Source organism: Streptomyces sp. NPDC024555, assembly GCF_055559335.1.
The window spans coordinates 281060-302530 of the sequence record NZ_JBVHKV010000002.1 but is presented as its reverse complement, the minus strand read 5'-3'; the positions used below and the strand labels follow the sequence as shown (position 1 = coordinate 302530).

The 21471-nt window shown below is 71.9% G+C and carries 21 protein-coding genes; 18 read left to right on the top strand and 3 right to left on the bottom strand.

Going from position 1 to position 21471, the window contains the following annotated elements:
• Position 1: 1 nt before the first annotated feature.
• The 6 genes from ACZ4FH_RS03960 (at position 2) to ACZ4FH_RS03935 (ending at position 6735) form a co-directional block, all read left to right on the top strand.
• On the top strand, positions 2-1765 hold the full coding sequence (locus tag ACZ4FH_RS03960) for an ABC transporter substrate-binding protein (protein ID WP_467302042.1): 1764 nt from the start codon (positions 2-4) through the stop codon (positions 1763-1765).
• A gap of 146 nt (positions 1766-1911) precedes the next feature.
• Positions 1912-2922, top strand: coding sequence for an ABC transporter permease (locus tag ACZ4FH_RS03955; RefSeq protein WP_383635336.1), 1011 nt, complete (start codon positions 1912-1914; stop codon positions 2920-2922).
• A complete protein-coding gene (locus ACZ4FH_RS03950; protein ID WP_467302040.1) occupies positions 2919-4010 on the top strand; it encodes an ABC transporter ATP-binding protein in 1092 nt (363 codons plus the stop codon). The genes ACZ4FH_RS03955 and ACZ4FH_RS03950 overlap by 4 nt, the downstream gene beginning before the upstream one ends.
• Before the next feature lie 50 nt (positions 4011-4060).
• Positions 4061-5146 carry an ABC transporter ATP-binding protein gene (locus ACZ4FH_RS03945; RefSeq protein ID WP_467302430.1) on the top strand — a complete coding sequence of 362 codons (1086 nt, stop codon included), beginning with the start codon at positions 4061-4063 and terminating at the stop codon, positions 5144-5146.
• An 18-nt stretch (positions 5147-5164) separates the two neighbouring features.
• Positions 5165-5824 carry a trimeric intracellular cation channel family protein gene (locus ACZ4FH_RS03940; protein WP_383635342.1) on the top strand — a complete coding sequence of 220 codons (660 nt, stop codon included), beginning with the start codon at positions 5165-5167 and terminating at the stop codon, positions 5822-5824.
• Positions 5825-5868: 44 nt separating this feature from the next.
• Positions 5869-6735: a thioesterase family protein gene (locus ACZ4FH_RS03935; RefSeq protein WP_467302038.1), complete on the top strand. Its 867-nt coding sequence runs from the start codon at positions 5869-5871 to the stop codon at positions 6733-6735.
• A gap of 91 nt (positions 6736-6826) precedes the next feature.
• On the opposite strand, the gene ACZ4FH_RS03930 is transcribed toward ACZ4FH_RS03935, so the two are convergent.
• Positions 6827-7468 carry a TetR family transcriptional regulator gene (locus tag ACZ4FH_RS03930; protein WP_467302037.1) on the bottom strand — a complete coding sequence of 214 codons (642 nt, stop codon included), beginning with the start codon at positions 7466-7468 and terminating at the stop codon, positions 6827-6829.
• Positions 7469-7598: 130 nt separating this feature from the next.
• Between ACZ4FH_RS03930 and ACZ4FH_RS03925 the strand changes: the two genes are divergently transcribed.
• The 3 genes from ACZ4FH_RS03925 (at position 7599) to ACZ4FH_RS03915 (ending at position 9334) form a co-directional block, all read left to right on the top strand.
• Positions 7599-7760 carry a hypothetical protein gene (locus ACZ4FH_RS03925; protein ID WP_467302036.1) on the top strand — a complete coding sequence of 54 codons (162 nt, stop codon included), beginning with the start codon at positions 7599-7601 and terminating at the stop codon, positions 7758-7760.
• The gene (locus tag ACZ4FH_RS03920; protein WP_467302428.1) at positions 7700-8023 is read left to right on the top strand and encodes a DUF4190 domain-containing protein; all 324 of its coding nucleotides are present in this window, start codon (positions 7700-7702) and stop codon (positions 8021-8023) included. Before ACZ4FH_RS03925 ends, ACZ4FH_RS03920 begins: the two co-directional genes overlap by 61 nt.
• Positions 8024-8164: 141 nt before the next feature.
• Positions 8165-9334, top strand: coding sequence for a cysteine desulfurase family protein (locus ACZ4FH_RS03915; protein WP_467302035.1), 1170 nt, complete (start codon positions 8165-8167; stop codon positions 9332-9334).
• 58 nt (positions 9335-9392) lie between these two features.
• Here ACZ4FH_RS03915 and ACZ4FH_RS03910 read toward each other — a convergent pair whose 3' ends face one another.
• The gene (locus tag ACZ4FH_RS03910; RefSeq protein ID WP_467302033.1) at positions 9393-10067 is read right to left on the bottom strand and encodes an N-acetylmuramoyl-L-alanine amidase; all 675 of its coding nucleotides are present in this window, start codon (positions 10065-10067) and stop codon (positions 9393-9395) included.
• Between the two features lie 61 nt (positions 10068-10128).
• On the opposite strand from ACZ4FH_RS03910, the gene mnmA reads away from it, so the two are divergent.
• Positions 10129-11256 (top strand): tRNA 2-thiouridine(34) synthase MnmA, encoded by a 1128-nt coding sequence (gene mnmA, locus ACZ4FH_RS03905; RefSeq protein ID WP_467302031.1) that lies wholly within the window; start codon positions 10129-10131, stop codon positions 11254-11256.
• Positions 11257-11360: 104 nt separating this feature from the next.
• Here mnmA and ACZ4FH_RS03900 read toward each other — a convergent pair whose 3' ends face one another.
• The gene (locus tag ACZ4FH_RS03900; RefSeq protein WP_467302029.1) at positions 11361-12167 is read right to left on the bottom strand and encodes an alpha/beta fold hydrolase; all 807 of its coding nucleotides are present in this window, start codon (positions 12165-12167) and stop codon (positions 11361-11363) included.
• Positions 12168-12302: 135 nt separating this feature from the next.
• Between ACZ4FH_RS03900 and ACZ4FH_RS03895 the strand changes: the two genes are divergently transcribed.
• From ACZ4FH_RS03895 to ACZ4FH_RS03860, 8 genes are all read left to right on the top strand, one after another.
• A complete protein-coding gene (locus ACZ4FH_RS03895; protein ID WP_467302028.1) occupies positions 12303-12842 on the top strand; it encodes an LOG family protein in 540 nt (179 codons plus the stop codon).
• Positions 12843-12891: 49 nt separating this feature from the next.
• Entirely contained in the window at positions 12892-13581 is a 690-nt protein-coding gene (locus ACZ4FH_RS03890; protein WP_467302026.1) for an SDR family oxidoreductase, read from the top strand.
• A 34-nt stretch (positions 13582-13615) separates the two neighbouring features.
• A complete protein-coding gene (locus ACZ4FH_RS03885) occupies positions 13616-14641 on the top strand; it encodes a methionine synthase (RefSeq protein ID WP_467302025.1) in 1026 nt (341 codons plus the stop codon).
• A 29-nt stretch (positions 14642-14670) separates the two neighbouring features.
• A complete protein-coding gene (gene ligA, locus ACZ4FH_RS03880; protein ID WP_467302024.1) occupies positions 14671-16881 on the top strand; it encodes an NAD-dependent DNA ligase LigA in 2211 nt (736 codons plus the stop codon).
• Between the two features lie 286 nt (positions 16882-17167).
• On the top strand, positions 17168-19300 hold the full coding sequence (locus ACZ4FH_RS03875) for a putative bifunctional diguanylate cyclase/phosphodiesterase (RefSeq protein ID WP_383635381.1): 2133 nt from the start codon (positions 17168-17170) through the stop codon (positions 19298-19300).
• A 123-nt stretch (positions 19301-19423) separates the two neighbouring features.
• Complete coding sequence (gene gatC / locus ACZ4FH_RS03870; RefSeq protein WP_003966094.1) at positions 19424-19720, top strand: Asp-tRNA(Asn)/Glu-tRNA(Gln) amidotransferase subunit GatC; 297 nt, start codon at positions 19424-19426, stop codon at positions 19718-19720.
• Between the two features lie 5 nt (positions 19721-19725).
• On the top strand, positions 19726-21228 hold the full coding sequence (gene gatA / locus ACZ4FH_RS03865) for an Asp-tRNA(Asn)/Glu-tRNA(Gln) amidotransferase subunit GatA (RefSeq protein ID WP_467302021.1): 1503 nt from the start codon (positions 19726-19728) through the stop codon (positions 21226-21228).
• On the top strand, positions 21225-21467 hold the full coding sequence (locus ACZ4FH_RS03860) for a hypothetical protein (RefSeq protein WP_143619552.1): 243 nt from the start codon (positions 21225-21227) through the stop codon (positions 21465-21467). The genes gatA and ACZ4FH_RS03860 overlap by 4 nt, the downstream gene beginning before the upstream one ends.
• Positions 21468-21471: the final 4 nt, after the last annotated feature.

The window sequence follows — 21471 nt, the reverse complement described above, 5'->3', positions numbered from 1 at the left end:
GGTGAAGACCAGAAAAACGACAGCGTTGGTTGCCACGGCCGTGGTTCTGATGCTGGGCGCGTCCGCGTGCAACGGCTCCAAGGACGACGACGGCGGCTCGAAGGGCAAGGGCGGCTCCGGCGCCACCGACGCCGCGCTGACGTCCATCGTCAACAAGTCGGACAAGAAGGGCGGGACGCTCAAGCTGGAGATGTCCGACGAGCCCGACTCGCTCGACCCCGGCAACACGTACTACGGCTGGGTGCAGAACTTCGCCCGCCTGTACAGCCGCAGCCTCACGTCCTTCAAGCCGGCCGCCGGCAAGGAGGGCCTGGAGGTCGTCCCGGACCTCGCCGAGGGCCTCGGCAAGGCCAGCCCGGACGCCAAGACGTGGACGTACACCCTGAAGAAGGGTCTCAAGTACGACGACGGCACCCCGATCACCTCGAAGGACGTCAAGTACGCCGTCGAGCGGTCGAACTTCGCGCCGGAGGCCCTGTCCAACGGCCCGACGTACTTCAAGGCCCACCTCATCGGCGGCGACAAGTACAAGGGTCCCTACAAGGACAAGAACCCGAACGGCATCGCCTCCATCGAGACGCCGGACGACTCCACCATCGTCTTCAAGCTGAAGGACGCCTTCGCGGACTTCGACTACCTGGCGACCTTCTCGCAGACGGCCCCCGTGCCGGCCGCGAAGGACAAGGGCGCCGACTACGTCAAGAGCATGGCGTCCTCGGGCCCGTACAAGTTCGAGTCCTACGAGGAGGGCCGCGGCGCGACCCTCGTCCGCAACGAGAACTGGGACCCGAAGACCGACCCGATCCGCCCGGCCCTGCCGGACAAGATCACCGTCCGCTTCAAGGTGAAGCAGGAGACGGTCGACAACAACCTGCTCTCCGACAACATCACGGTCGACGGCGCCGGCACCGGTGTCGCCCCGGCGACGCAGCCGAAGGTCCTCACCAAGGCCGACCTGAAGAAGCAGACCGACAACTCGTACGCGGGCGCCACCTCGTACATCGGTCTGAACGTCAACGTCGCCCCGTTCGACAACATCCACTGCCGCAAGGCCGTCCAGTGGGGCATCGACAAGGCGTCGATCCAGGCCGCCCAGGGTGGCGACCCCAAGGGTGACGTCGCGACGACCCTGCTGCCGCCGACCGTCAACGGCTACGAGAAGTTCGACCTGTACGAGTCGGCCGGTCACAAGGGCGACGAGGCCAAGGCCAAGGACGAGCTGAAGCAGTGCGGCAAGCCGAACGGCTTCGACACCAAGATCTCGGCCCGTTCCGACCGTCCCGCCGAGATGGCCATGGTCACCGCGGTGCAGGCCTCGCTGAAGAAGATCGGCGTCAACGCCGAGATCAAGACCTTCCCGGCGGGCAAGTACTTCCAGAACTTCGCGGGCAACCCGAGCTACGTCCACGCCAACAAGCTCGGCATGATCATGAGCGCCTGGGGTGCGGACTGGCCGACCGGCTTCGGCTTCCTCGACCAGATCATCAACGGTTCGGCCATCAAGCCGTCCGGTGGTAACAACGTCCAGGAGCTGAACGACCCGGCGATCAACAAGCTCCTCAACGAGGGCATCGCCAACACGGACGACACCGCCCGCGCCAAGGCCTGGGCCAACGTCGACCGCGCGGTCGCCGAGGGCGCCACCGCCGTGCCGCTGATCTACCGCAAGAACCTGCTGCTCCGCCCGGTCTCCGCGACGAACGTCACGGTCACCCAGGCCTACCTCGGCATGTACGACTACGTGCTGATGGGTTCCGCCAAGTAGGAACGGCCCCGCTCCCCGGGCCGGGCCGCGCGCGCGGCCCGGGGAGCGGCCTCCGGACCCCCAGAATTGTCCCGAAAGGCAGGTGAAGGCACGGTGTCCGACCGTATGGGTCATCCCCGGCGGGCGGGTACCGGCGCCGGATAGCTGTGGCTGCGTACATCATCCGACGCGTCTTCGGCGCGGTGCTGCTGCTGTTGATCGTCAGCGCAGTCACCTTCGCGATCTTCTTCCTCGTCCCCCGGCTGGCCGGTCAGACGATGGACCAACTGGCAGCCCAGTACGTGGGCAAGGACGCCAACCCGCAGTCCATCCTCGCGGTCAAGCAGAACCTCGGCCTCGACCAGCCGCTCTACGTGCAGTACTGGCACTTCCTCAAGCAGCTGTTCGTCGGCGCCGACTTCCAGTTCGGCCCCGAGGCCACGCACTGCGGAGTGCCCTGCTTCGGCTACTCCTTCAAGCGGCACGTCGAGGTGTGGCCCGAGCTGACCGCGCGTATCCCGGTCACGTTCTCGCTGGCCATCGGTGCCGCGGTGATCTGGCTGATCAGCGGTGTGGCGATCGGTGTCGTCTCCGCCCTCAAGCGCGGTTCGATCCTCGACCGCTTCTTCATGGGCGTCGCGCTCGCCGGTGTCTCCCTGCCGATCTTCTTCACCGGCATGCTCGCGCTGGGCGTGCTGACCGTGCAGTGGCCGATCTGGGAATCGATCACCTACGTGCCCTTCACGGAGAGCCCGCTGGACTGGGCGTGGAACCTGCTCATCCCGTGGTGCTCGCTCGCCTTCCTCTACTCCGCCCTCTACGCCCGCATCACCAGAGCCGGGATGCTGGAGACCATGGGCGAGGACTACATCCGCACGGCCCGCGCCAAGGGTCTGCGGGAGAGCAAGGTCATCGGCAAGCACGGCCTGCGCGCCGCGCTCACCCCGATCGTCACCATCTTCGGCATGGACTTCGGTCTGCTGGTCGGCGGCGCGGTCATCACCGAGACCGTCTTCTCCTTCCAGGGGATGGGCCAGTACGCCATCAAGAGCGTGCAGGAGAACGACCTCCCGATCGTCATGGGCGTGACGCTCGTCGCCGCCTTCTTCATCGTCATCTGCAATCTGCTGGTGGACCTGGTGTACGCCGCCATCGACCCCAGGGTGAGGCTCTCGTGAGTGAGGTTTCCAAGGCACAGACCGCGGCAGTGGGCGAGCCCGCCGCCGCGCCGGCCGGCAGCGACGAGGCCTTCCTCTCGGTACGGGACCTGCGCATCCACTTCAAGACCGACGACGGTCTGGTCAAGTCGGTCGACGGCGTCAGCTTCGACGTGAAGCCCGGCCGGACCCTCGGCATCGTCGGCGAGTCCGGCTCCGGCAAGTCCGTCACCTCGCTGGGCATCCTCGGACTGCACCGCACGGCCCCCAACGCGCAGATCTCCGGCGAGGTCTGGCTGGACGGCGAGGAACTGCTCGGCGCCTCCGACGCGCGGGTGCGCGAACTGCGCGGCCGCAAGATGGCCATGATCTTCCAGGACCCGCTCTCCGCGATGCACCCGTACTTCACGGTCGGCTCGCAGATCGTGGAGGCCTACCGGGTCCACCACAAGGTCAGCCGGAAGACCGCCCGCACGCGGGCCGTCGAGATGCTCGACCGGGTCGGCATCCCCGAGCCGCACAAGCGGGTCGACTCCCACCCGCACGAGTTCTCCGGCGGTATGCGCCAGCGCGCCATGATCGCGATGGCCCTGGTCAACAACCCGGAACTGCTCATCGCCGACGAGCCGACCACCGCCCTGGACGTCACCGTCCAGGCGCAGATCCTGGACCTGATCCGGGACCTGCAGAAGGAGTTCGGCTCCGCCGTCATCATGATCACGCACGACCTCGGGGTCGTCGCCGAGATGGCCGACGACCTCCTGGTGATGTACGGCGGCCGGTGCGTGGAGCGCGGCCCCGCGGAGAAGGTCTTCTACGAGGCCCAGCACCCGTACACCTGGGGCCTGCTCAGCTCGATGCCGCGCATCGACCGCGAGGAGACCGACCGGCTGGTCCCCGTCAAGGGCCAGCCGCCGTCGCTGATCAACGTGCCGAGCGGCTGCGCCTTCAACCCGCGCTGCCCGTACGCGGACATTCCGAAGGACAACCTCACCCGCACCACGCGTCCCGAACTGACGCAGGTCGGTGACGGCCACTTCTCCGCCTGCCACATGGCGCCGGAGGAGCGGTCCCGGATCTGGACCGAAGAGATTGCGCCGAAGCTGTGAGCGAGGCGAGTGAGGCGAGCGACGTGAGCGAGAAGAAGGATCCCCCGGTGCTGGAGAAGGACGTGAAGATCCCGGAGCAGGCGAGCTCCCCGCGCGAGCCGCTGCTCAGGGTCGAGGGCCTGGTCAAGCACTTCCCGATCCGCAAGGGCGTCCTCCAGCGTCAGACCGGCGCGGTGAAGGCCGTCGACGGCATCGACTTCGAGGTGTACCCCGGGGAGACCCTGGGCGTGGTCGGCGAGTCCGGCTGCGGCAAGTCGACGATGGGCCGGCTCATCACCCGGCTGATCGAACCGACGGGCGGCAAGGTCGAGTTCGAGGGCCGTGACATCACGCACCTGTCCATGGGGCAGCTGCGGCCGATGCGGCGCGACGTCCAGATGATCTTCCAGGACCCGTACTCCTCGCTGAACCCCCGCCACACGATCGGCACGATCGTCAGCGCCCCGTTCCGGCTCCAGGGCGTCGAGCCCGAGGGCGGTCTGAAGAACCACGTGCAGGAGCTGCTGTCGCTGGTCGGGCTCAGCCCCGAGCACTACAACCGCTACCCGCACGAGTTCTCCGGCGGCCAGCGCCAGCGCATCGGCATCGCCCGCGCGCTGGCCCTGCGCCCCAAGCTGGTCGTGGCCGACGAGCCGGTCTCGGCGCTGGACGTGTCGATCCAGGCCCAGGTGGTCAACCTGCTGGACGACCTCCAGCAGGAGCTGGGACTCACCTACGTGATCATCGCGCACGACCTCTCGGTCATCCGCCACGTCTCGGACCGCATCGCGGTGATGTACCTCGGCAAGATCGTCGAGCTGGCCGACCGCAAGTCGCTCTACTCGGCGCCGATGCACCCGTACACCAAGGCCCTGATGTCGGCGGTGCCGGTCCCCGACCCGCGCCGGCGCGGGATGAAGAGCGAGCGCATCCTGCTCAAGGGCGATGTGCCCTCGCCGATCTCGCCGCCCAGCGGCTGCCGCTTCCACACCCGGTGCTGGAAGGCGACGGAGGTCTGCAAGACGCAGGAGCCGCCGCTGATCGCGCTGAAGACCGGCCACCGGGTCGCCTGTCACCACCCGGAGAACGCCGAGGGCCTGAGCACCACCGGGACCGCGACACCCGCCGCACCCTCCGAGGAGGGCACGAAGGAGTAGTACCGGCACAATTGCCCGGTGCTCAACGAACTGTTCACGCCCTCCGTCCAGCATGCGCTCGACATCGTCGGGATCTTCGTCTTCGCGATCTCGGGCGCCCTGCTCGCCGTACGCAAGAACTTCGATGTCTTCGGCATCGCGGTCCTCGCCGAGGTGACCGCGCTGGGCGGAGGGCTGTTCCGTGACGTGATCATCGGTGCGGTCCCGCCCGCCGCCTTCACGGATCTCGGCTACTTCACCACCCCGCTGCTCGCCGCCGGGCTGGTCTTCTTCCTGCATCCGCACGTGGAGCGGATCCAGACCGGGGTCATGGTCTTCGACGCGGCGGGCCTCGGACTGTTCTGCGTCACGGGGACGGTGAAGGCCTACGACTACGGCCTCGGGCTCACCGCGTCGGCCGCGCTCGGTCTGGCCACCGCCGTCGGCGGCGGTGTGCTGCGCGACGTCCTGGCCAACGAGGTGCCCTCGCTGCTGCGCTGGGACCGCGATCTGTACGCGGTGCCGGCGATCGTCGGGGCCACCATGATCGTCCTCTGCATCCGCTTCGAGGCGCTCAACGCCTTCACCAGCGGCACGGCCGTGATCACCGCCTTCGTGCTGCGGCTGCTGGCGCTGCGCTTCCACTGGCGGGCCCCGCGCGCCTTCAACCGCCGTTCCGCGACGGCGGAGGAGAACTGAAAAAAGCTACCGCTCAGTAATGGAATCGGTGTACGGTGCATGCCATGGCACAGGCAGCAGAGCAGGCGGCATTGGCCGCGCGGGCGACCATCGGCGACAGCGAGTTCGACCGGGACACCGCCGTCACCCTCCGGGAGGAGGGCGTCTACGACGCGGACCTCTCCGCGGGCTGGACGATCATCCACGCCGTCAACGGCGGCTATCTGCTCGCCCTGCTCGGCCGCGCCCTCGGCGAGGCCCTGCCGCACCCGGACCCCTTCTCCGTCTCCGCGCACTATCTGACCGCGTCGGTCCCCGGCCCGGCGGTGATCCGCACCGAGACCGTCCGCACCGGCCGCACCCTCTCCACCGGCCAGGCCTCCCTCTTCCAGTACGCCGAGGACGGCACCGAGATCGAGCGCATCCGCGTCGTCGCCACCTACGGCGACCTGGACGCCCTCAGCGACGACGTCCGCACCTCCGCCGAGCCGCCCGCCTTCCCGCCCCGCGAGCACTGCCTCGGCGCGAGCGACGGCGACGCCCCGATCCCGGGCAGCTCCGCCATCACCGAGCGGCTCGACATCAAGCTCGACCCGGCCACCGTCGGCTGGGCCGTCGGACAGCCCTCGGGCAAGGGCGAGATGCGCGGCTGGTTCGGACTGGCCGACGGCCGCGACGCCGACCCGCTCTCCCTGCTGCTCACGGTCGACGCGCTGCCGCCGACCTCCTTCGAGCTGGGGCTGAAGGGCTGGACCCCCACCGTCGAGCTGACCGCCCACATCCGCTGCCGCCCGGCCCCGGGACCGCTGCGCGTCTCCATCACCACCCGCAATCTGGCGGGCGGCTTCCTGGAGGAGGACGCGGACGTCTGGGACAGCCGGGACCGCCTGGTCGCCCAGTCCCGCCAGCTGGCCCGCGCCCCGCGCGCCTGACCCCCGCGCCGCCGGGGCCCCGCGCCCCGCGCGGTCGGCCCCGTTCCGCCGAGGCCCCGCTCTCCCGACCGCCGGGAGGCCGGGGCCCTCGTCATGCGGAGGGCGGGGCGCCGGGCCCGTCCAGCCAGTGCAGCCGGCCGAGCGTGATCAGCCGCAGCCGGCGCCGGGCCGCGCCCGTGACTGCCTCCTCGCCGCCCTCGCCCGCGTCGAGCAGGGCCGACGCGGTCAGGACCATGTGGTCCACGTAGAGACCGCCGAGCATCAGCAGGTCCTCCTCGCTCCACCCCCGCGACTCCGGCTCCCCGGCGAGCGCGGCGGCCACCTCCTCGGCGAAGCGGCGCAGTTCGGCGGCGATCGCCTCGCGGACGGGCCCGACGCCGCCGTGCTGTTCGCGCGCGATGAAGCGGAAGTGGGCGGGCTGCGCGCGCACATGGCCCGCGATCAGCTCCACGCCCCGGTCCAGCCGGACCTCGCTGTCGCCGGTCTCGGCCAGGATCGCGCCGATCATCCCGTGCAGACTGCCCAGCGTCTGCTCGACCAGGGCCACCCCGAGCGCGGCGATGCCGTCGAAGTGCCGGTAGAAGGCGGTCGGGGCGACGCCCACCGCCCGCGTCACCTCGCGCAGTCCCAGACTGCTCAGGCTCTGCTCCTCCAGCAGGACCAGAGCGGCGTCCAGCAGTGCCTGGCGCGTCCGCAGCTTCTGGGTCTGGCGGACCCCCGTGGTGTGACTCATGCCATTCAGTAAACAACTGTTCTCCGGGACGGGGAAGCGGGGCACGGGTCTAGACTGATGAGTCAGTGAACAGTCGTACTCCGAACTGTTCACGGCATCCGTGATCCACCCCGACACCGAAAGGCCGACCATGATCGTCCTTGTCGCCGCCCTGCTCCTGCTGGGGATCGTGCTGGGAGCGGTGGCCCAGATCCCTCCCGCGCTCTCCCTCGCGCTCGGCGCCCTCATCGGCTGCTGGCTGCTGGTCTTCGCCGTACGCGAGCGGGCGGGTACGCGCCGCCGCGCCTCATGACCGCCCGCGCCGCCGCCCGGCCCGCCACCCGGGACGCCGACGGACTGGCCGTGGCCTCCTTCGTGCTGGGGCTCGTCGGCCTGCTGGTGATGAACCTGCTGCTGGGGCCCGCCGCCATCGTCATGGCCCTCGTCGCGCTGGCCCGCTCCACGGCCCGCCGGGGCCGCGCCCTGCTCGGACTCGCCCTCGGTATCGCCGACCTGGCGGTCCTCGCCTTCCTGGTCACCGGAAACGGCGTCGTCGCCTGGAACGTCGGGGGCTGAATCCCGCGGCGGCCGGGGGCCGCCCCGGCCGGACCCGACCCGCGTCCGGCGGTGCGCGGGCGCCGGGACCCCGTGCGCCCGCCGTACGCCCGGGGTCTGTCGTTCGGATCCCGGCCCCCGGCTCGTAGAATCGAGCCCACCATGGCTTACCTCGACCACGCCGCGACCACGCCGATGCTTCCGGAGGCGATCGCGGCGATGACCGCGCAGCTCGCCGCCACCGGGAACGCGTCCTCACTCCACGCCGCCGGGCGCCGGGCCCGCCGTACCGTCGAGGAGTCCAGAGAGACCCTCGCCGACGCCCTCGGCGCCCGGCCCAGCGAGGTGGTCTTCACCTCCGGCGGGACCGAGGCCGACAACCTCGCGGTGAAGGGGCTGTACTGGGCCCGCCGCGACGCCGACCCCCGCCGCACCCGGGTGCTGGCCAGCCCCGTCGAGCACCACGCGGTGCTGGACGCCGTCGACTGGCTCGCCGAGCACGAGGGCGCCACCGTCGAGTACCTCCCCGTCGACTCCTACGGCCGGGTGAGCCCCGAGGACCTGCGCGAGGCGGTGCTCCGGGACCCCGACGACGTCGCCCTGATCACCGTCATGTGGGCCAACAACGAGATCGGCACCGTCCAGCCGGTCCGTGAACTGGCCGGGACCGCCCGGGAGTTCGGCATCCCGATGCATGCCGACGCGGTCCAGGCGTTCGGCCAGCTCGATGTCGACTTCGCCGACTCCGGGCTCGCCGCGATGACGGTGAGCGCGCACAAGATCGGCGGCCCCTTCGGCGTCGGCGCGCTGCTGCTGGGCCGTGACCAGGTGCCCGTGCCGGTGCTCCACGGCGGTGGGCAGGAGCGGCATGTGCGCTCCGGCACGCTGGACGTGCCCGGCATCGCGGCCTTCGCCGTCGCCGGCCGGCTGGCCGCCGACCGGCGCGAGGACTTCGCCCGCGAGATCGGCGGACTCCGCGACGACCTGGTGGCGGCCGTGCTGGACCAGGTCCCCGACGCCGTCCTCGGCGGCGACCCGGCCCCCGGCGGCCGGCTCCCGGCCAACGCCCACTTCACCTTCCCCGGCTGCGAGGGCGACTCGCTCCTGCTGCTGCTGGACGCCCAGGGCATCGCCTGCTCCACCGGCTCCGCCTGCACCGCCGGCATCGCACAGCCCAGCCACGTCCTGCTGGCCACCGGCACCGATCCGGACCTGGCCCGCGGCACCCTGCGCTTCTCGCTCGGCCACACCTCCACCAAGCAGGACGTGCAGGACGTGGCCCGTGCGATCGGCCCGGCGGTGGAACGGGCCCGGACGGCCGGTCTGAGCTGATCCCGGCGCGCGCCCGGAGCGTGCGGGCGGACCCGGGCGCGGGTGGGCCCGCGCGCCCTCAGACCTTCGCCGCGCGGACCAGCTTCAGATAGCGGTCCCAGTCCCAGTGCTTCCCGGGGTCCGTGTGCTCGGCGCCCGGCACCTCCACGTGCCCGATGATGTGCTCGCGGTCGACGGGGATGTCGTACCGGGCGCATATCGTCGCGGTCAGCCGGGCGGACGCCCCGTACATCGCCGCCGTGAAGTCCTGCGGGCGGTCGACGAAGCCCGCGTGCTCGATGCCCACGCTGCGTTCGTTGTACGAGCGGTTGCCCGCGTGGAAGGCGACGTCCAGCTCGCGGATCATCTGCGTCACATGCCCGTCCCCGCGCACGATGTAGTGCGCCGCGGCCTTGTGCCCCGGGTCCTGGAAGGCCCGGACCGCGCTGGTGAAGCTGCCCTGGGTGACATGGACGACGACCCGGTCGATGTCGTAGTCGTCCGGGCGGTCGGCACGGCGCCAGTTCGCCCCGGCGGCCGGGGTCCAGGTCGCCCGCGCGTAGTCCACCGCCCCCGGGGTGCGCGGCTTGTCCACCCCGGGCAGCCGCCACCAGGCCCGCTTCAGCCGGTCCCGCGCCAGCACCGCCGTACCCGCTGCCGTGACGGCACCGCCGATCAGCACCGCGCGCCGGCTGATGCCGCTGCCCGTCGCCGACGTGCCGGACCCGCCGTCCGAAGACCCCTTGCTCCCCATGTGTGCGACAACGCATATCCGCGAGCCTTCGGTTCCCGGGGAGCCGTACCCTGGTGGGGCTATGACTGAGACTTCCCCGCGCCCCCTCCGTGTGCTCGCCGCCATGTCGGGCGGTGTCGACTCCGCCGTCGCCGCGGCCCGCGCCGCCGAGGCGGGCCACGACGTGACCGGTGTGCACCTCGCCCTCTCGGCCAATCCGCAGTCCTTCCGGACCGGGGCCCGGGGCTGCTGCACCATCGAGGACTCCCGGGACGCCCGCCGTGCCGCGGACGTCATCGGCATCCCCTTCTACGTCTGGGACCTCGCCGAACGCTTCCGCGAGGACGTCGTCGAGGACTTCGTCGCCGAGTACGAGGCCGGACGCACCCCCAATCCGTGCCTGCGCTGCAACGAGAAGATCAAGTTCGCCGCGCTCCTCGACAAGGCCCTGGCCCTCGGCTTCGACGCGGTCTGCACCGGCCACTACGCCACCGTCGTCACCGGCGACGACGGCAACCGGGAGCTGCACCGCGCCAGCGACATGGCCAAGGACCAGAGCTATGTGCTCGGCGTCCTCGACGAGCGCCAGCTCGCCCACGCCATGTTCCCGCTCGGCGACACCCTCACCACCAAGGACGAGATCCGCGCCGAGGCCGAGCGCCGCGGCCTCGCGGTCGCCAAGAAGCCCGACAGCCACGACATCTGCTTCATCGCGGACGGCGACACCCAGGGCTTCCTGGCCGGCCGTCTCGGCGGCCCGGCCGAGGGCGACATCCTCGACGAGTCGGGTACGAAGCTGGGCACCCACGACGGCGCGTTCGGCTTCACCATCGGCCAGCGCAAGGGCCTGCGCATCGGCCACCCGGCCCCCGACGGCAAGCCGCGCTACGTCCTCGACATCTCCCCGGTGAACAACACGGTCACGGTCGGCCCGGCCGAGGCCCTGGACGTCACCTCCCTGACCGCGATCAAGCCCCGCTGGTGCGGAACGCCGCCGTCCGGCCCGGGGACGTACACCGCCCAGCTCCGCGCCCACGGCGGCGAGACCGAGGTGACCGCCGAACTCGTCGACGGAACCCTCCGTGTCGCGTTCACCGAGCCGGTACGCGGCGTGGCCCCCGGCCAGGCGGTCGTGCTGTACGACGGGACGCGCGTGGTCGGCTCGGCGACGATCGCCTCGACGGTGCGCCGGGCGGCGGCCGGAGTCTGACGGCCGCCCCGGACACCCCCTGGGTCCCCGCGCGGTCATGCCCGACCCCTGTACGGGCGTGACCGCGCGGGGGGCATCGGCCCCCCGCCCCGCCCGCAGTGGTCTCAGGACGCCTGTGCCTCGCGTACGGACAGGTCCCGGGCGAAGAACTCCGCCAGGGCCGGGGCGACCGCCTGCGGGGCCGGCTCGCGGGTCTGGCCCGTCAGCGTGCGGTGCCGGCCCCGGGGGAGGGCGTCCGCCAGGAGCCGGGCCGAGGTCCGGACCGACGCCGGGCTGAAACCGCCGCAGACCACCAGGGTCCGCGCGGTCACCGAGGCGAACCGCCCGGCCGGAACCGTCCCGTCGCCCAGCACCGCGTCGTCGTACGCCAGGGTGTGCGCCACGGACTCCAGGGTCCGCCACAGCGGCGCCCTCCGCATCCTGGCGATCATGTCGGCGGGGACCCCCGTCCGGGACAGGAACAGCTCCACCGCGCCGTCCCGGTCCGAGGCCGACAGCAGCCGGTGCAGCCGGAGCGTGCAGTCGGCCTTGAAGAGGAGGCCCGCCGGTCCCGGGGTGTACGGCGGCTCGTACACCGCGAGGCCCGCGACCGCGAGACCGGCCGCCTGGGCCTCCAGGGCCAGCGCGCCGCCGGCCCCGACGCCGAACACACAGGGCCGGCCGCCCACGGCCTTCGCCACGGCCGCCAGATCCTCGATCTCGCGCTCCACCGCGTACGGCGCGCGGTCCCCGCTGGCGCCCCGGCCGCGCCGGTCGTACGTGACGACCTCGAAGCGCGGGGCGAGCAGCCGGGCCAGCGGCGCGTCGGTCGCCGCGGTGGCCAGCGCCCCGCCCACCAGGATCAGCGGCGGGCCTTCGCCCCGGCGCCGGTACGCGATCAGAGTGCCGTCGCGGGAGAGAGTCTTGTCCATGCGGGGGTGGACTCCGGGGCCCGCGGAAACTCATCGCTCCGTGCGAAGATTTTCCGGACTTCTTCGAAGCCGCAGCTCACCGGGGGTGCGGACCCGGGTGCCCGGCCGGTGGCGGCGGGCTCTACCGTGGCAGCCATGAACATCTGCGTCTTCCTCTCCGCCGCCGACCTCGACGACCGCTACACCGTCCCCGCCCGCCAGTTCGCCGAACTGATCGGCCGCGGTGGACACACCCTCGTCTGGGGCGGTTCGGAGAGCGGGCTGATGAAGGTCGTCGCCGACGAGGTGCAGGAGGCGGGCGGGAAGCTCGTCGGGGTGTCGGTGGACTTCCTGGCCGCCAAGGCGCGGACGAACGCCGACGAGATGGTGATCGCCCGCGACCTCGCCGAGCGCAAGGCCCTCCTGCTCGCCAAGTCCGACGCCATCGTGATCATGGTCGGCGGCACCGGGACGCTCGACGAGGCCACCGAGATCCTGGAGCTGAAGAAGCACGGCAAGCACACCAAGCCGGTCGTGCTGCTCAACACCGCGGGCTTCTACGACGGGCTGCACGCCCAGTTCCAGCGCATGGAGGACGAGGGCTTCCTGCCCCTTCCGCTGACCGAGCTGGTCTTCTTCGCCGAGGACGGCGTCGGCGCCCTGGCCTATCTGGAGGAGTCCGCCGGCCTGCGGTGACGTACCGGGGCGTGCCCGGGGCCCGGGGGACGGGTGCGACGATGGGGCCATGCCCACTCACCTCATCACCGGTGCCGGTTCCGGCATCGGCGCCGCCGTCGCCCGCCGCCTCACCGAGCGCGGTGACGACCTCGTGCTGCTGGCCCGCGACGCGGCCCGCGCCAGGGAACTCGCCGCGCTCCACCCCGGCGCCCGCACGCTCGTCGGCGACCTCTCCAACCCCGACCGGCTCTCCTGGGCCCTCGCCCAGCAGAGCGTCCCGGACCGCCTCGACTCGCTGCTGCACATCGCGGGCGTCGTCGAACTCGGACCGGTCGGCGAACTCACCCCCAAGGCCTGGCACGTCCAGCTCAACGCCAACCTCGTCGCCCCCGCCGAACTGACCCGCCTGCTCCTGCCCCAGGTGCGCGTCGCCCAGGGCCACGTCCTCTTCGTCAACTCCGGCGCCGGACTCTCCGCGAGCCCCGGGTGGAGCGCGTACGCCGCCAGCAAGCACGGCCTGAAGGCGCTGGCCGACTCGCTGCGCCACGAGGAACACGGCAACGGCGTCCGCGTCACCACCGTCTACCCCGGCCGCACCGCCAGCCCCATGCAGGAGAAGGTCCACCGGCAGGAGGGCAAGGACTACGACCCCGCCCGCTGGATCGACCCCGAGTCCGTCGCCACCACGATCCTCATGGCGCTCGACCTGCCCCGCGACGCCGAGGTCAACGACCTCACGGTCCGCCCCGGCCGCTGACGTACGGGACCGCCGCCCGCCGTAGGCTTCCCGCGTGAGCGAGACGAACAAGTTCAGCGGGTGCCCGGCCACCGGAATCGGATCGATGCCCGGCGGCGACGCGCGGGAGGCGGCCAAGACCGTCACCGGTTCCTTCGACGACGGCCACGGCCTGCCGCACCTGCCGGAACTCCCCGCGCGCGGACCCGGCGCCGACATGATCGGCCGGAGCGTCGGCCTGCTCGTCGAGATGTACGGACACGTCGAGCCGAGCGGCTGGCGGATCAGCGACCGCCCCGGCCGCGACACCCGCCGCGCCCGCTCCTGGCTCGGCGAGGACCTCGACGCGCTGGAGGAGTTCACCCAGGGCTACGAGGGCCCGCTCAAGGTGCAGGCAGTCGGCCCGTGGACGCTCGCCGCCGCGCTGGAACGCCGCGGCGGCGAGGCCGTCCTCGGCGACCCCGGGGCCTGCCGCGACCTGGCCGCCTCCCTCGCCGAAGGACTCACCGGCCACCTCGCCGAACTGCGCCGCCGCGTCCCGGGCGCCCGCCCCGTCCTCCAGCTCGACGAACCCTCCCTCACCGCCGTCCTGCGCGGCCGGGTCCGGACCGCCAGCGGCTACCGCACCCACCGCGCCGTCGACCGCCAGATCGTCGAGGGCACCCTGCGCGACGTCCTCGCCGCGGCCGGCGACGCCGCCACCGTCGTCCACAGCTGCGCCCCCGAGGTCCCCTTCGCCCTGCTGCGCCGGGCCGGAGCCGACGGGATCTCCCTCGACTTCTCCCTTCTCACCGAGCGTGAGGAGGAGGCGGTCGGGGAGGCCGTCGAGGGCGGCACCCGGCTCTTCCTCGGGGTCGTGCCCGGCACCGACCCGGCCTCGGGCGGATTGTCGGACCCGGGCGGTAGCGTCATGGGTGTCAGGACGCTGTGGCGCAGGCTGGGGCTGAATCCGGGGACTCTCACCGAGTCCCTGACGATCACCCCGGCGTGCGGACTCGCGGGCGCCTCGCCCGGGTACGCCCGCGCCGCGCTCGCCCACTGCGTCCGGGCCGCGAAATCGCTTGCGGACAACCCTGAGTAACGGGGTATCGGGTAACGGAGGACGGGACGATGGCCGGCGAACAGCAGACCCCCCTGCCGGGCGGACAGGACGTGCCCGTGCCCGCGGAGGCACGGGACCGGCACGACCTGCTCGCCGAGCAGGTCGAGGAGCACCGGTTCCGCTATTACGTGAACGACCAGCCGGTCGTCAGCGACGCCGAGTTCGACCGGCTGATGCGCGAACTGCAGGACCTGGAGGAGGCGCACCCGCAGCTGCGCACCCCCGACTCGCCGACCCAGAAGGTCGCCGGGCCCTACCGCACGGAGTTCACCTCCGTCGAGCACCGCGAGCGGATGCTCTCCCTGGACAACGCCTTCGACGACGAGGAGCTGGCCGCCTGGGGCGAGCGCATCGCCCGCGACGCCGGCACCACCGACTACCACTACCTCTGCGAGCTGAAGGTCGACGGCCTCGCCGTCAACCTCACGTACGAGAACGGGCTGCTGACCCGGGCCGCCACCCGGGGCGACGGCCGCACCGGCGAGGACATCACGCCCAACGTCCGGACCATCGCGGACATCCCGCACCGGCTCAAGGGCGACCGCGTCCCGGCCCTCGTCGAGATCCGGGGCGAGGTCTTCTTTCCGATGGAGGCCTTCGAGGGGCTCAACGCCCGGCTGGTCGAGGCCGACGACAAACCCTTCGCCAATCCGCGCAACGCGGCGGCCGGCTCGCTGCGCCAGAAGGACCCCAAGGTCACCGCCGGCCGCCCGCTCCACATGGTGGTCCACGGCATCGGCGCCCGCGAGGGCTTCGACATCGACTGCCTCTCGCACGCCTACGAGCTGCTCCGCGAATGGGGCCTGCCCACCGCCAAGTACAACAAGGTGGTGGACTCGCTGGCCGACGTCCGCGCGTTCATCGCGTACTACGGCGAGCACCGGCACTCCGTGGAGCACGAGATCGACGGCGTCGTCGTCAAGCTCGACGAGATCCCCCTCCAGGGCCGGCTCGGCTCCACCTCCCGCGCCCCGCGCTGGGCCATCGCGTGGAAGTACGCCCCCGAGGAGGTCAACACCAAGCTCGTCAACATCCGCGTCGGCGTCGGCCGCACCGGCCGCGTCACCCCGTACGCCCAGGTCGAGCCGGTCGAAGTCGCCGGATCCGAGGTCGAGTTCGCCACCCTGCACAACCAGAACGTGGTGAAGGCCAAGGGCGTCCTGATCGGGGACACCGTGGTGCTCCGCAAGGCCGGGGACGTCATCCCGGAGATCCTCGGTCCGGTCGTCGACCTGCGCGACGGCACCGAGCGCGCCTTCGTCATGCCCACCCACTGCCCCGAGTGCGGGACCGAGCTGCGGCCCATGAAGGAGGCGGACATCGACGTCCGCTGCCCCAACGCCCGCTCCTGCCCCGCCCAGTTGCGCGAGCGGATCGCCTATCTCGCGGGCCGCGCCTGCCTCGACATCGACCACTTCGGCTATGTCGCCGCCGCCGCGCTCACCCAGCCCCTGGAGCCCGCCGAACCGCCGCTGCGCGACGAGGGCGACCTCTTCGGGCTGACCGTCGAGCAGCTGCTGCCCATCCGCGCCTACGTCCTGGACACCGACAGCGGACTGCCCAAGCGGGACCCGAAGACCGGCGAGGAGAAGATCGCCCGGGTCTTCGCCAACCAGCAGGGCGAACCGAAGAAGAACGCCGTCGCCATGCTGGAGGCCATCGCCGCCGCCAGGCAGGCCCCGCTGGCCCGCGTCCTCAACGGGCTCTCCATCCGCCATGTCGGACCGGTCGCCGCCCAGGAGCTGGCCCGCCAGTTCCGCTCCGTCGACCGGATCGACGAGGCCACCGAGCAGGAGCTGGCCGACGCCGACGGGGTGGGCCCGGTCATCGCCGCCTCCGTCAAACAGTGGTTCGCCGAGGACTGGCACCGCGAGATCCTCCGCAAATGGCGCGAGGCCGGCGTCCGCATGGAGGACGAGCACAGCGGCGAGGACGAGGGGCCCAGGCCCCTGGAGGGACTCACCGTCGTCGTCACCGGCACCCTCGCCGGACACACCAGGGATGGCGCGAAAGAGGCGCTGCAGAGCCGCGGCGCGAAGGTCACCGGCTCCGTCTCCAAGAAGACCTCCTTCGTCGTCGTCGGGGACAACCCCGGCTCCAAGTACGACAAGGCGATGCAGCTGAAGGTCCCCGTGCTCGACGAGGACGGCTTCGGGGTGCTGCTCGACCAGGGACCGGAGGCCGCGCGGGAGGCCGCCCTCCCCGTCGAGGAGGGGTAGCGCCGTCCGGCGACCGGCCCGGGGCGCCGGCCCCGGACGCACCGGAGCGTGAGGGCCCTGTGACGTACCGTCGGATTCACCCGATCGGCGCATAGCAGATGCTCAGCGGCGGTCGGTTCGCATTCGGGCAAGAGCGTCGGACCGCTGCCCGCGGACGCCCCCGGCGGCCTACTGTGGACGGGTGCGCCCCGGACGGGCCCGGACAACGGGCCGGCGCCGGACCGCGCGCTGGCACGGAACGGAACCAACGGGTGACATCGGCACCGCCGGCTGTGAGAGGGACGGAATGAAACCGACCGAGAACGCCGCACCGGTGTCACGGCTGCAAGGTTTCGCCGGCCTCACGCCCGGGGTGGGCCTCGCCGTCGTGGCCCTCGCCACCCTCCAGCTGGCCACCGGCTTCTACCGGGCCGTCAGCGAGGGCCACGCGCTCTTCCCCGACGGCACGGCGGGCTGGTCGCTCGCCGTCCTCACCGGCATCGTCGTCGGCCATCTCGTCGCCCTCGGCCGCGACCGCTGGTGGGGCGGCACCGGCTCCGGCGCCGCCCTCACCCTGGCCGTGCTCCTGCTCTACGGCTGGGTGCCCGCCGGACTGGTCAGCCTGGTCGTCGTCGTCCTCGTCGGCGTGGCCCGCCGGCACCGCTGGTGGCAGGGGCTGCTGCACGGGGCGGTGGACATCCTCGGCGTGGGGGCGGCGGCCCTGGTGCTGGCCGCCTTCGGCGAGGTGCAGACCGTCGAGACACCTTGGCAGCCACTCGACTGGGGCATCGACGCCGTACCGGAACTGCTCCTCGCGGCGTCCACCTATCTCCTCGTCACCCGGGTCCTGCTGTGGTACGCGCGGACCCCGCAGGCCGGCGGACTGCCGACGGCGGCCCGCACCGCCCTGCTCCGCCAGGGCCTGATCGCCGTCGCCCTGCTCGGCATCGCCCCGCTGATCTGCGTCGTCGCGATGGCCCGGCCCGTCCTGCTGCCGCTCTTCGCGGTGCCGCTGATCGCCCTGGACTCCACGCTCTGGATCGCCCGCGCCCGCGCCGAGGAGCAGCTGCGCGACCCGCTGACCGGGCTGCCCAACCGCCAGTGGCTGCTGGAGCGGACCTGGACGGCGCTGGAGGAGGCCGAGAGCACCGGCAGCCGCGCCGGGCTCGTCCTCATCGACCTCGACCGCTTCCGCGCGGTCAACGACACCCTCGGCCATCTCGCCGGCGACCGGCTGCTCCTGCAGATAGCGGAACGGATCCGGCTCGCCCTGCCGCGCGGCGCGGAGGCCGCCCGGCTCGGCGGCGACGAGTTCGCCGTCCTGCTCCCCACCACCGACTCCACCACCAGCGCCCAGCGCGTCGCCCGCCATCTGGCCGCCGAACTCTCCTCCCCGCTGGACCTCGACGGGCTCACCCTCGTCCTGGAGGCCAGCGCCGGCGTCGCCGTCTACCCCGAGCACGCGCTGGACGCCGAGGGGCTGCTGCGCCGCGCCGACGTGGCGATGTACCAGGCCAAGCGGGACCGCACGGGCGTGGAGGTCTACGAGTCCAAGCGGGACAGCAACACCCCGGACCGGCTCGGACTGCTCGGCGATCTGCGGCGCGCGCTGGACGCCGGCGAGGTGGAGCTGCACTACCAGCCCAAGGTGCGCTTCGACGGCCAGGTGGCCGGTCTGGAGGCGCTGGTGCGCTGGGTGCACCCGGAGCGCGGCCGGGTCCCCCCGGACGAGTTCATCGCCATCGCCGAATCGTCCGGCCTGATGCCGCACCTCACCGAGTACGTCCTGGAGACGGCGCTCGCCCAGGTCGCCCGCTGGCGCGCCCAGGGCCTCTTCGTCCCCGTCGCGGTGAACGTCTCCCCGCGCGATGTGCACACCCCCGGCTTCGCCGGGGGCGTCGCCGCCCGGCTGGCCCGGCACGGCGTCCCGGCGGGAGCGCTCCAGCTGGAGATAACGGAGCACGTGCTGCTGGAGGACCCGCAGCGGGCCGCCGACACCCTGGCCGGGCTCACCGGGCACGGCGTGAAGATGTCCCTCGACGACTTCGGCACGGGCTACTCCTCCCTCGTCCACCTGCGGCGGCTGCCGGTCAGCGAGCTCAAGATCGACCGCTCGTTCGTGGCCCGGCTCGCCATCGACCAGGAGGACGCGGAGATCGTCCGCTGCACGATCGACCTGGCCCACTCCCTCGGTCTGCTGGTCGTCGCGGAGGGCGTCGAGGACGACGAGACCTGGGAGCGCCTGCGGGACCTGCGCTGCGACGCGGTCCAGGGCTGGCTGGTGGCGGCCGCGATGCCGCCGCAGGAGATGACCGCCTGGCTGCGGGCCCGCGGCGAGCACGGCTGGCGCCGCCCCGCCGAACTGGCGGCCGCGGCCGCCGCCGAACCGGAACAGCACCCCTCCGGCCGGACGGTCGACTCACGGCCGGCGACGACCTAGGGCGTGTCCGGAGGAAGCCCGTCGGCCGCACGTACCGGCGGGAATCCCCTGGGGGGATTCCCGCCTCCCGGCGACCCCATAGGATTGGGCCAAAACCACACACCGAACCCTGAGGATCGCTGCATGCCTGGCATCACGCGCGAGGAGGTCGCCCACCTCGCCCGGCTGGCGCGTCTGGAGCTGAAGGGCGAAGAGCTCGATCACTTCGCCGGTCAGCTCGACGACATCATCGGCGCGGTCGCCCGCGTCTCCGAGGTCGCCGACCAAGACGTACCGCCGACCTCCCACCCGCTGCCGCTGACCAACGTCATGCGGGCGGACGAGGTCCGTCCGTCGCTCACCCCCGCGCAGGCGCTCTCCGGCGCTCCGGCCCAGGAGCAGCAGCGTTTCAAGGTGCCGCAGATCCTGGGGGAGGACTGAAAGCCATGACGGACCACAGCACCATCATCAAGCTCACCGCGGCCGAGATCGCCGCGAGGATCGCCTCCGGCGAGCTCACCGCCGTCGAGGTCACCGAGGCCCACCTCGCCCGGATCGACGCGATCGACGAGAAGGTCCACGCCTTCCTGCACCTCGACCGCGAGGGTGCGCTCGCGCAGGCCCGCGCCGTCGACGCCAAGAAGGCGGCCGGCGAGAAGCTCGGCCCGCTCGCCGGGGTGCCGCTCGCGCTCAAGGACATCTTCACTACGAAGGACATGCCGACCACGGTCGGCTCGAAGATCCTCGAGGGCTGGGTCCCGCCGTACGACGCCACGCTCACCCGCAAGCTGCGCGCCGCCGACGTCGTCATCCTCGGCAAGACCAACATGGACGAGTTCGCCATGGGGTCCTCCACCGAGAACAGCGCCTACGGCCCGACCGGCAACCCGTGGGACCTCACCCGCATCCCGGGCGGTTCCGGCGGCGGCTCCTCCGCCGCCCTCGCCTCCTTCGAGGCCGCGCTCGCCATCGGCACGGACACCGGCGGCTCGATCCGCCAGCCCGCCGCCGTCACCGGCACCGTCGGCGTGAAGCCCACCTACGGCGGGGTCTCCCGCTACGGCATGGTGGCGTTCTCCTCCTCCCTCGACCAGGGCGGCCCCTGCGCCCGCACGGTCCTGGACGCGGCCCTGCTGCACGAGGTCATCGGCGGCCACGACCCGATGGACTCCACGTCCATCGACGCCCCCGTCCCGCCGGTCGTCGAGGCGGCGCGCAACGGCAGCGTCGCGGGCATGCGCGTCGGCGTCGTGAAGCAGTTCTCCGGCGAGGGCTACCAGGCCGGTGTGGTCCAGCGCTTCAACGAGTCCGTCGAGCTGCTGAAGTCGCTCGGCGCCACCGTCGTCGAGCTGGACTGCCCCTCCTTCGACCTGGCGCTCTCGGCGTACTACCTCATCGCCCCGTCCGAGTGCTCCTCGAACCTGGCCCGCTTCGACGCCATGCGCTACGGCCTGCGCGTCGGCGACGACGGCACCAAGTCCGCCGAGGAGGTCACCGCGCTCACCCGCGAGGCCGGCTTCGGCGACGAGGTCAAGCGCCGCGTCATCCTCGGCACGTACGCGCTCAGCTCCGGCTACTACGACGCGTACTACGGCTCCGCGCAGAAGGTCCGCACGCTGATCACGCGGGACTTCGAGAAGGCCTTCGAGCAGGTCGACGTCATCGTCTCGCCGACCACGCCCACCACCGCCTTCCCGATCGGCGAGCGCGCCGACGACCCGATGGCGATGTACCTCGCGGACCTGTGCACCATTCCGACCAACCTGGCCGGCAACGCCGCCATGTCGCTGCCCTGCGGCCTGGCCCCCGAGGACGGCCTGCCCGTCGGACTGCAGATCATCGCCCCGGCGATGAAGGACGACCGGCTGTACAAGGTCGGAGCCGCCGTCGAGGCCGCCTTCGTGGAACAGTGGGGTCATCCGCTGCTTGAGGAGGCTCCGTCGCTATGAGCGCCATGACCAAGAAGGCCAAGAACTTCAAGAAGTCGAAGACCGGGCTGTACGTGTCGATGGGCACCACCGCCTTCGGTGCGCTCAGCGTCGCCAAGCAGGCGAAGCTGGCCCGCTCGGACAACGACACGCTGCGTCTCATCGACGCCGCCGTGTCCGCCGCGGCGATCGTGACCGGTCTCGCGATCCTCTATCGCGAACTGAAGCGTCTCGGCGACGACGACGTACTGCTGGGCTGAGAGG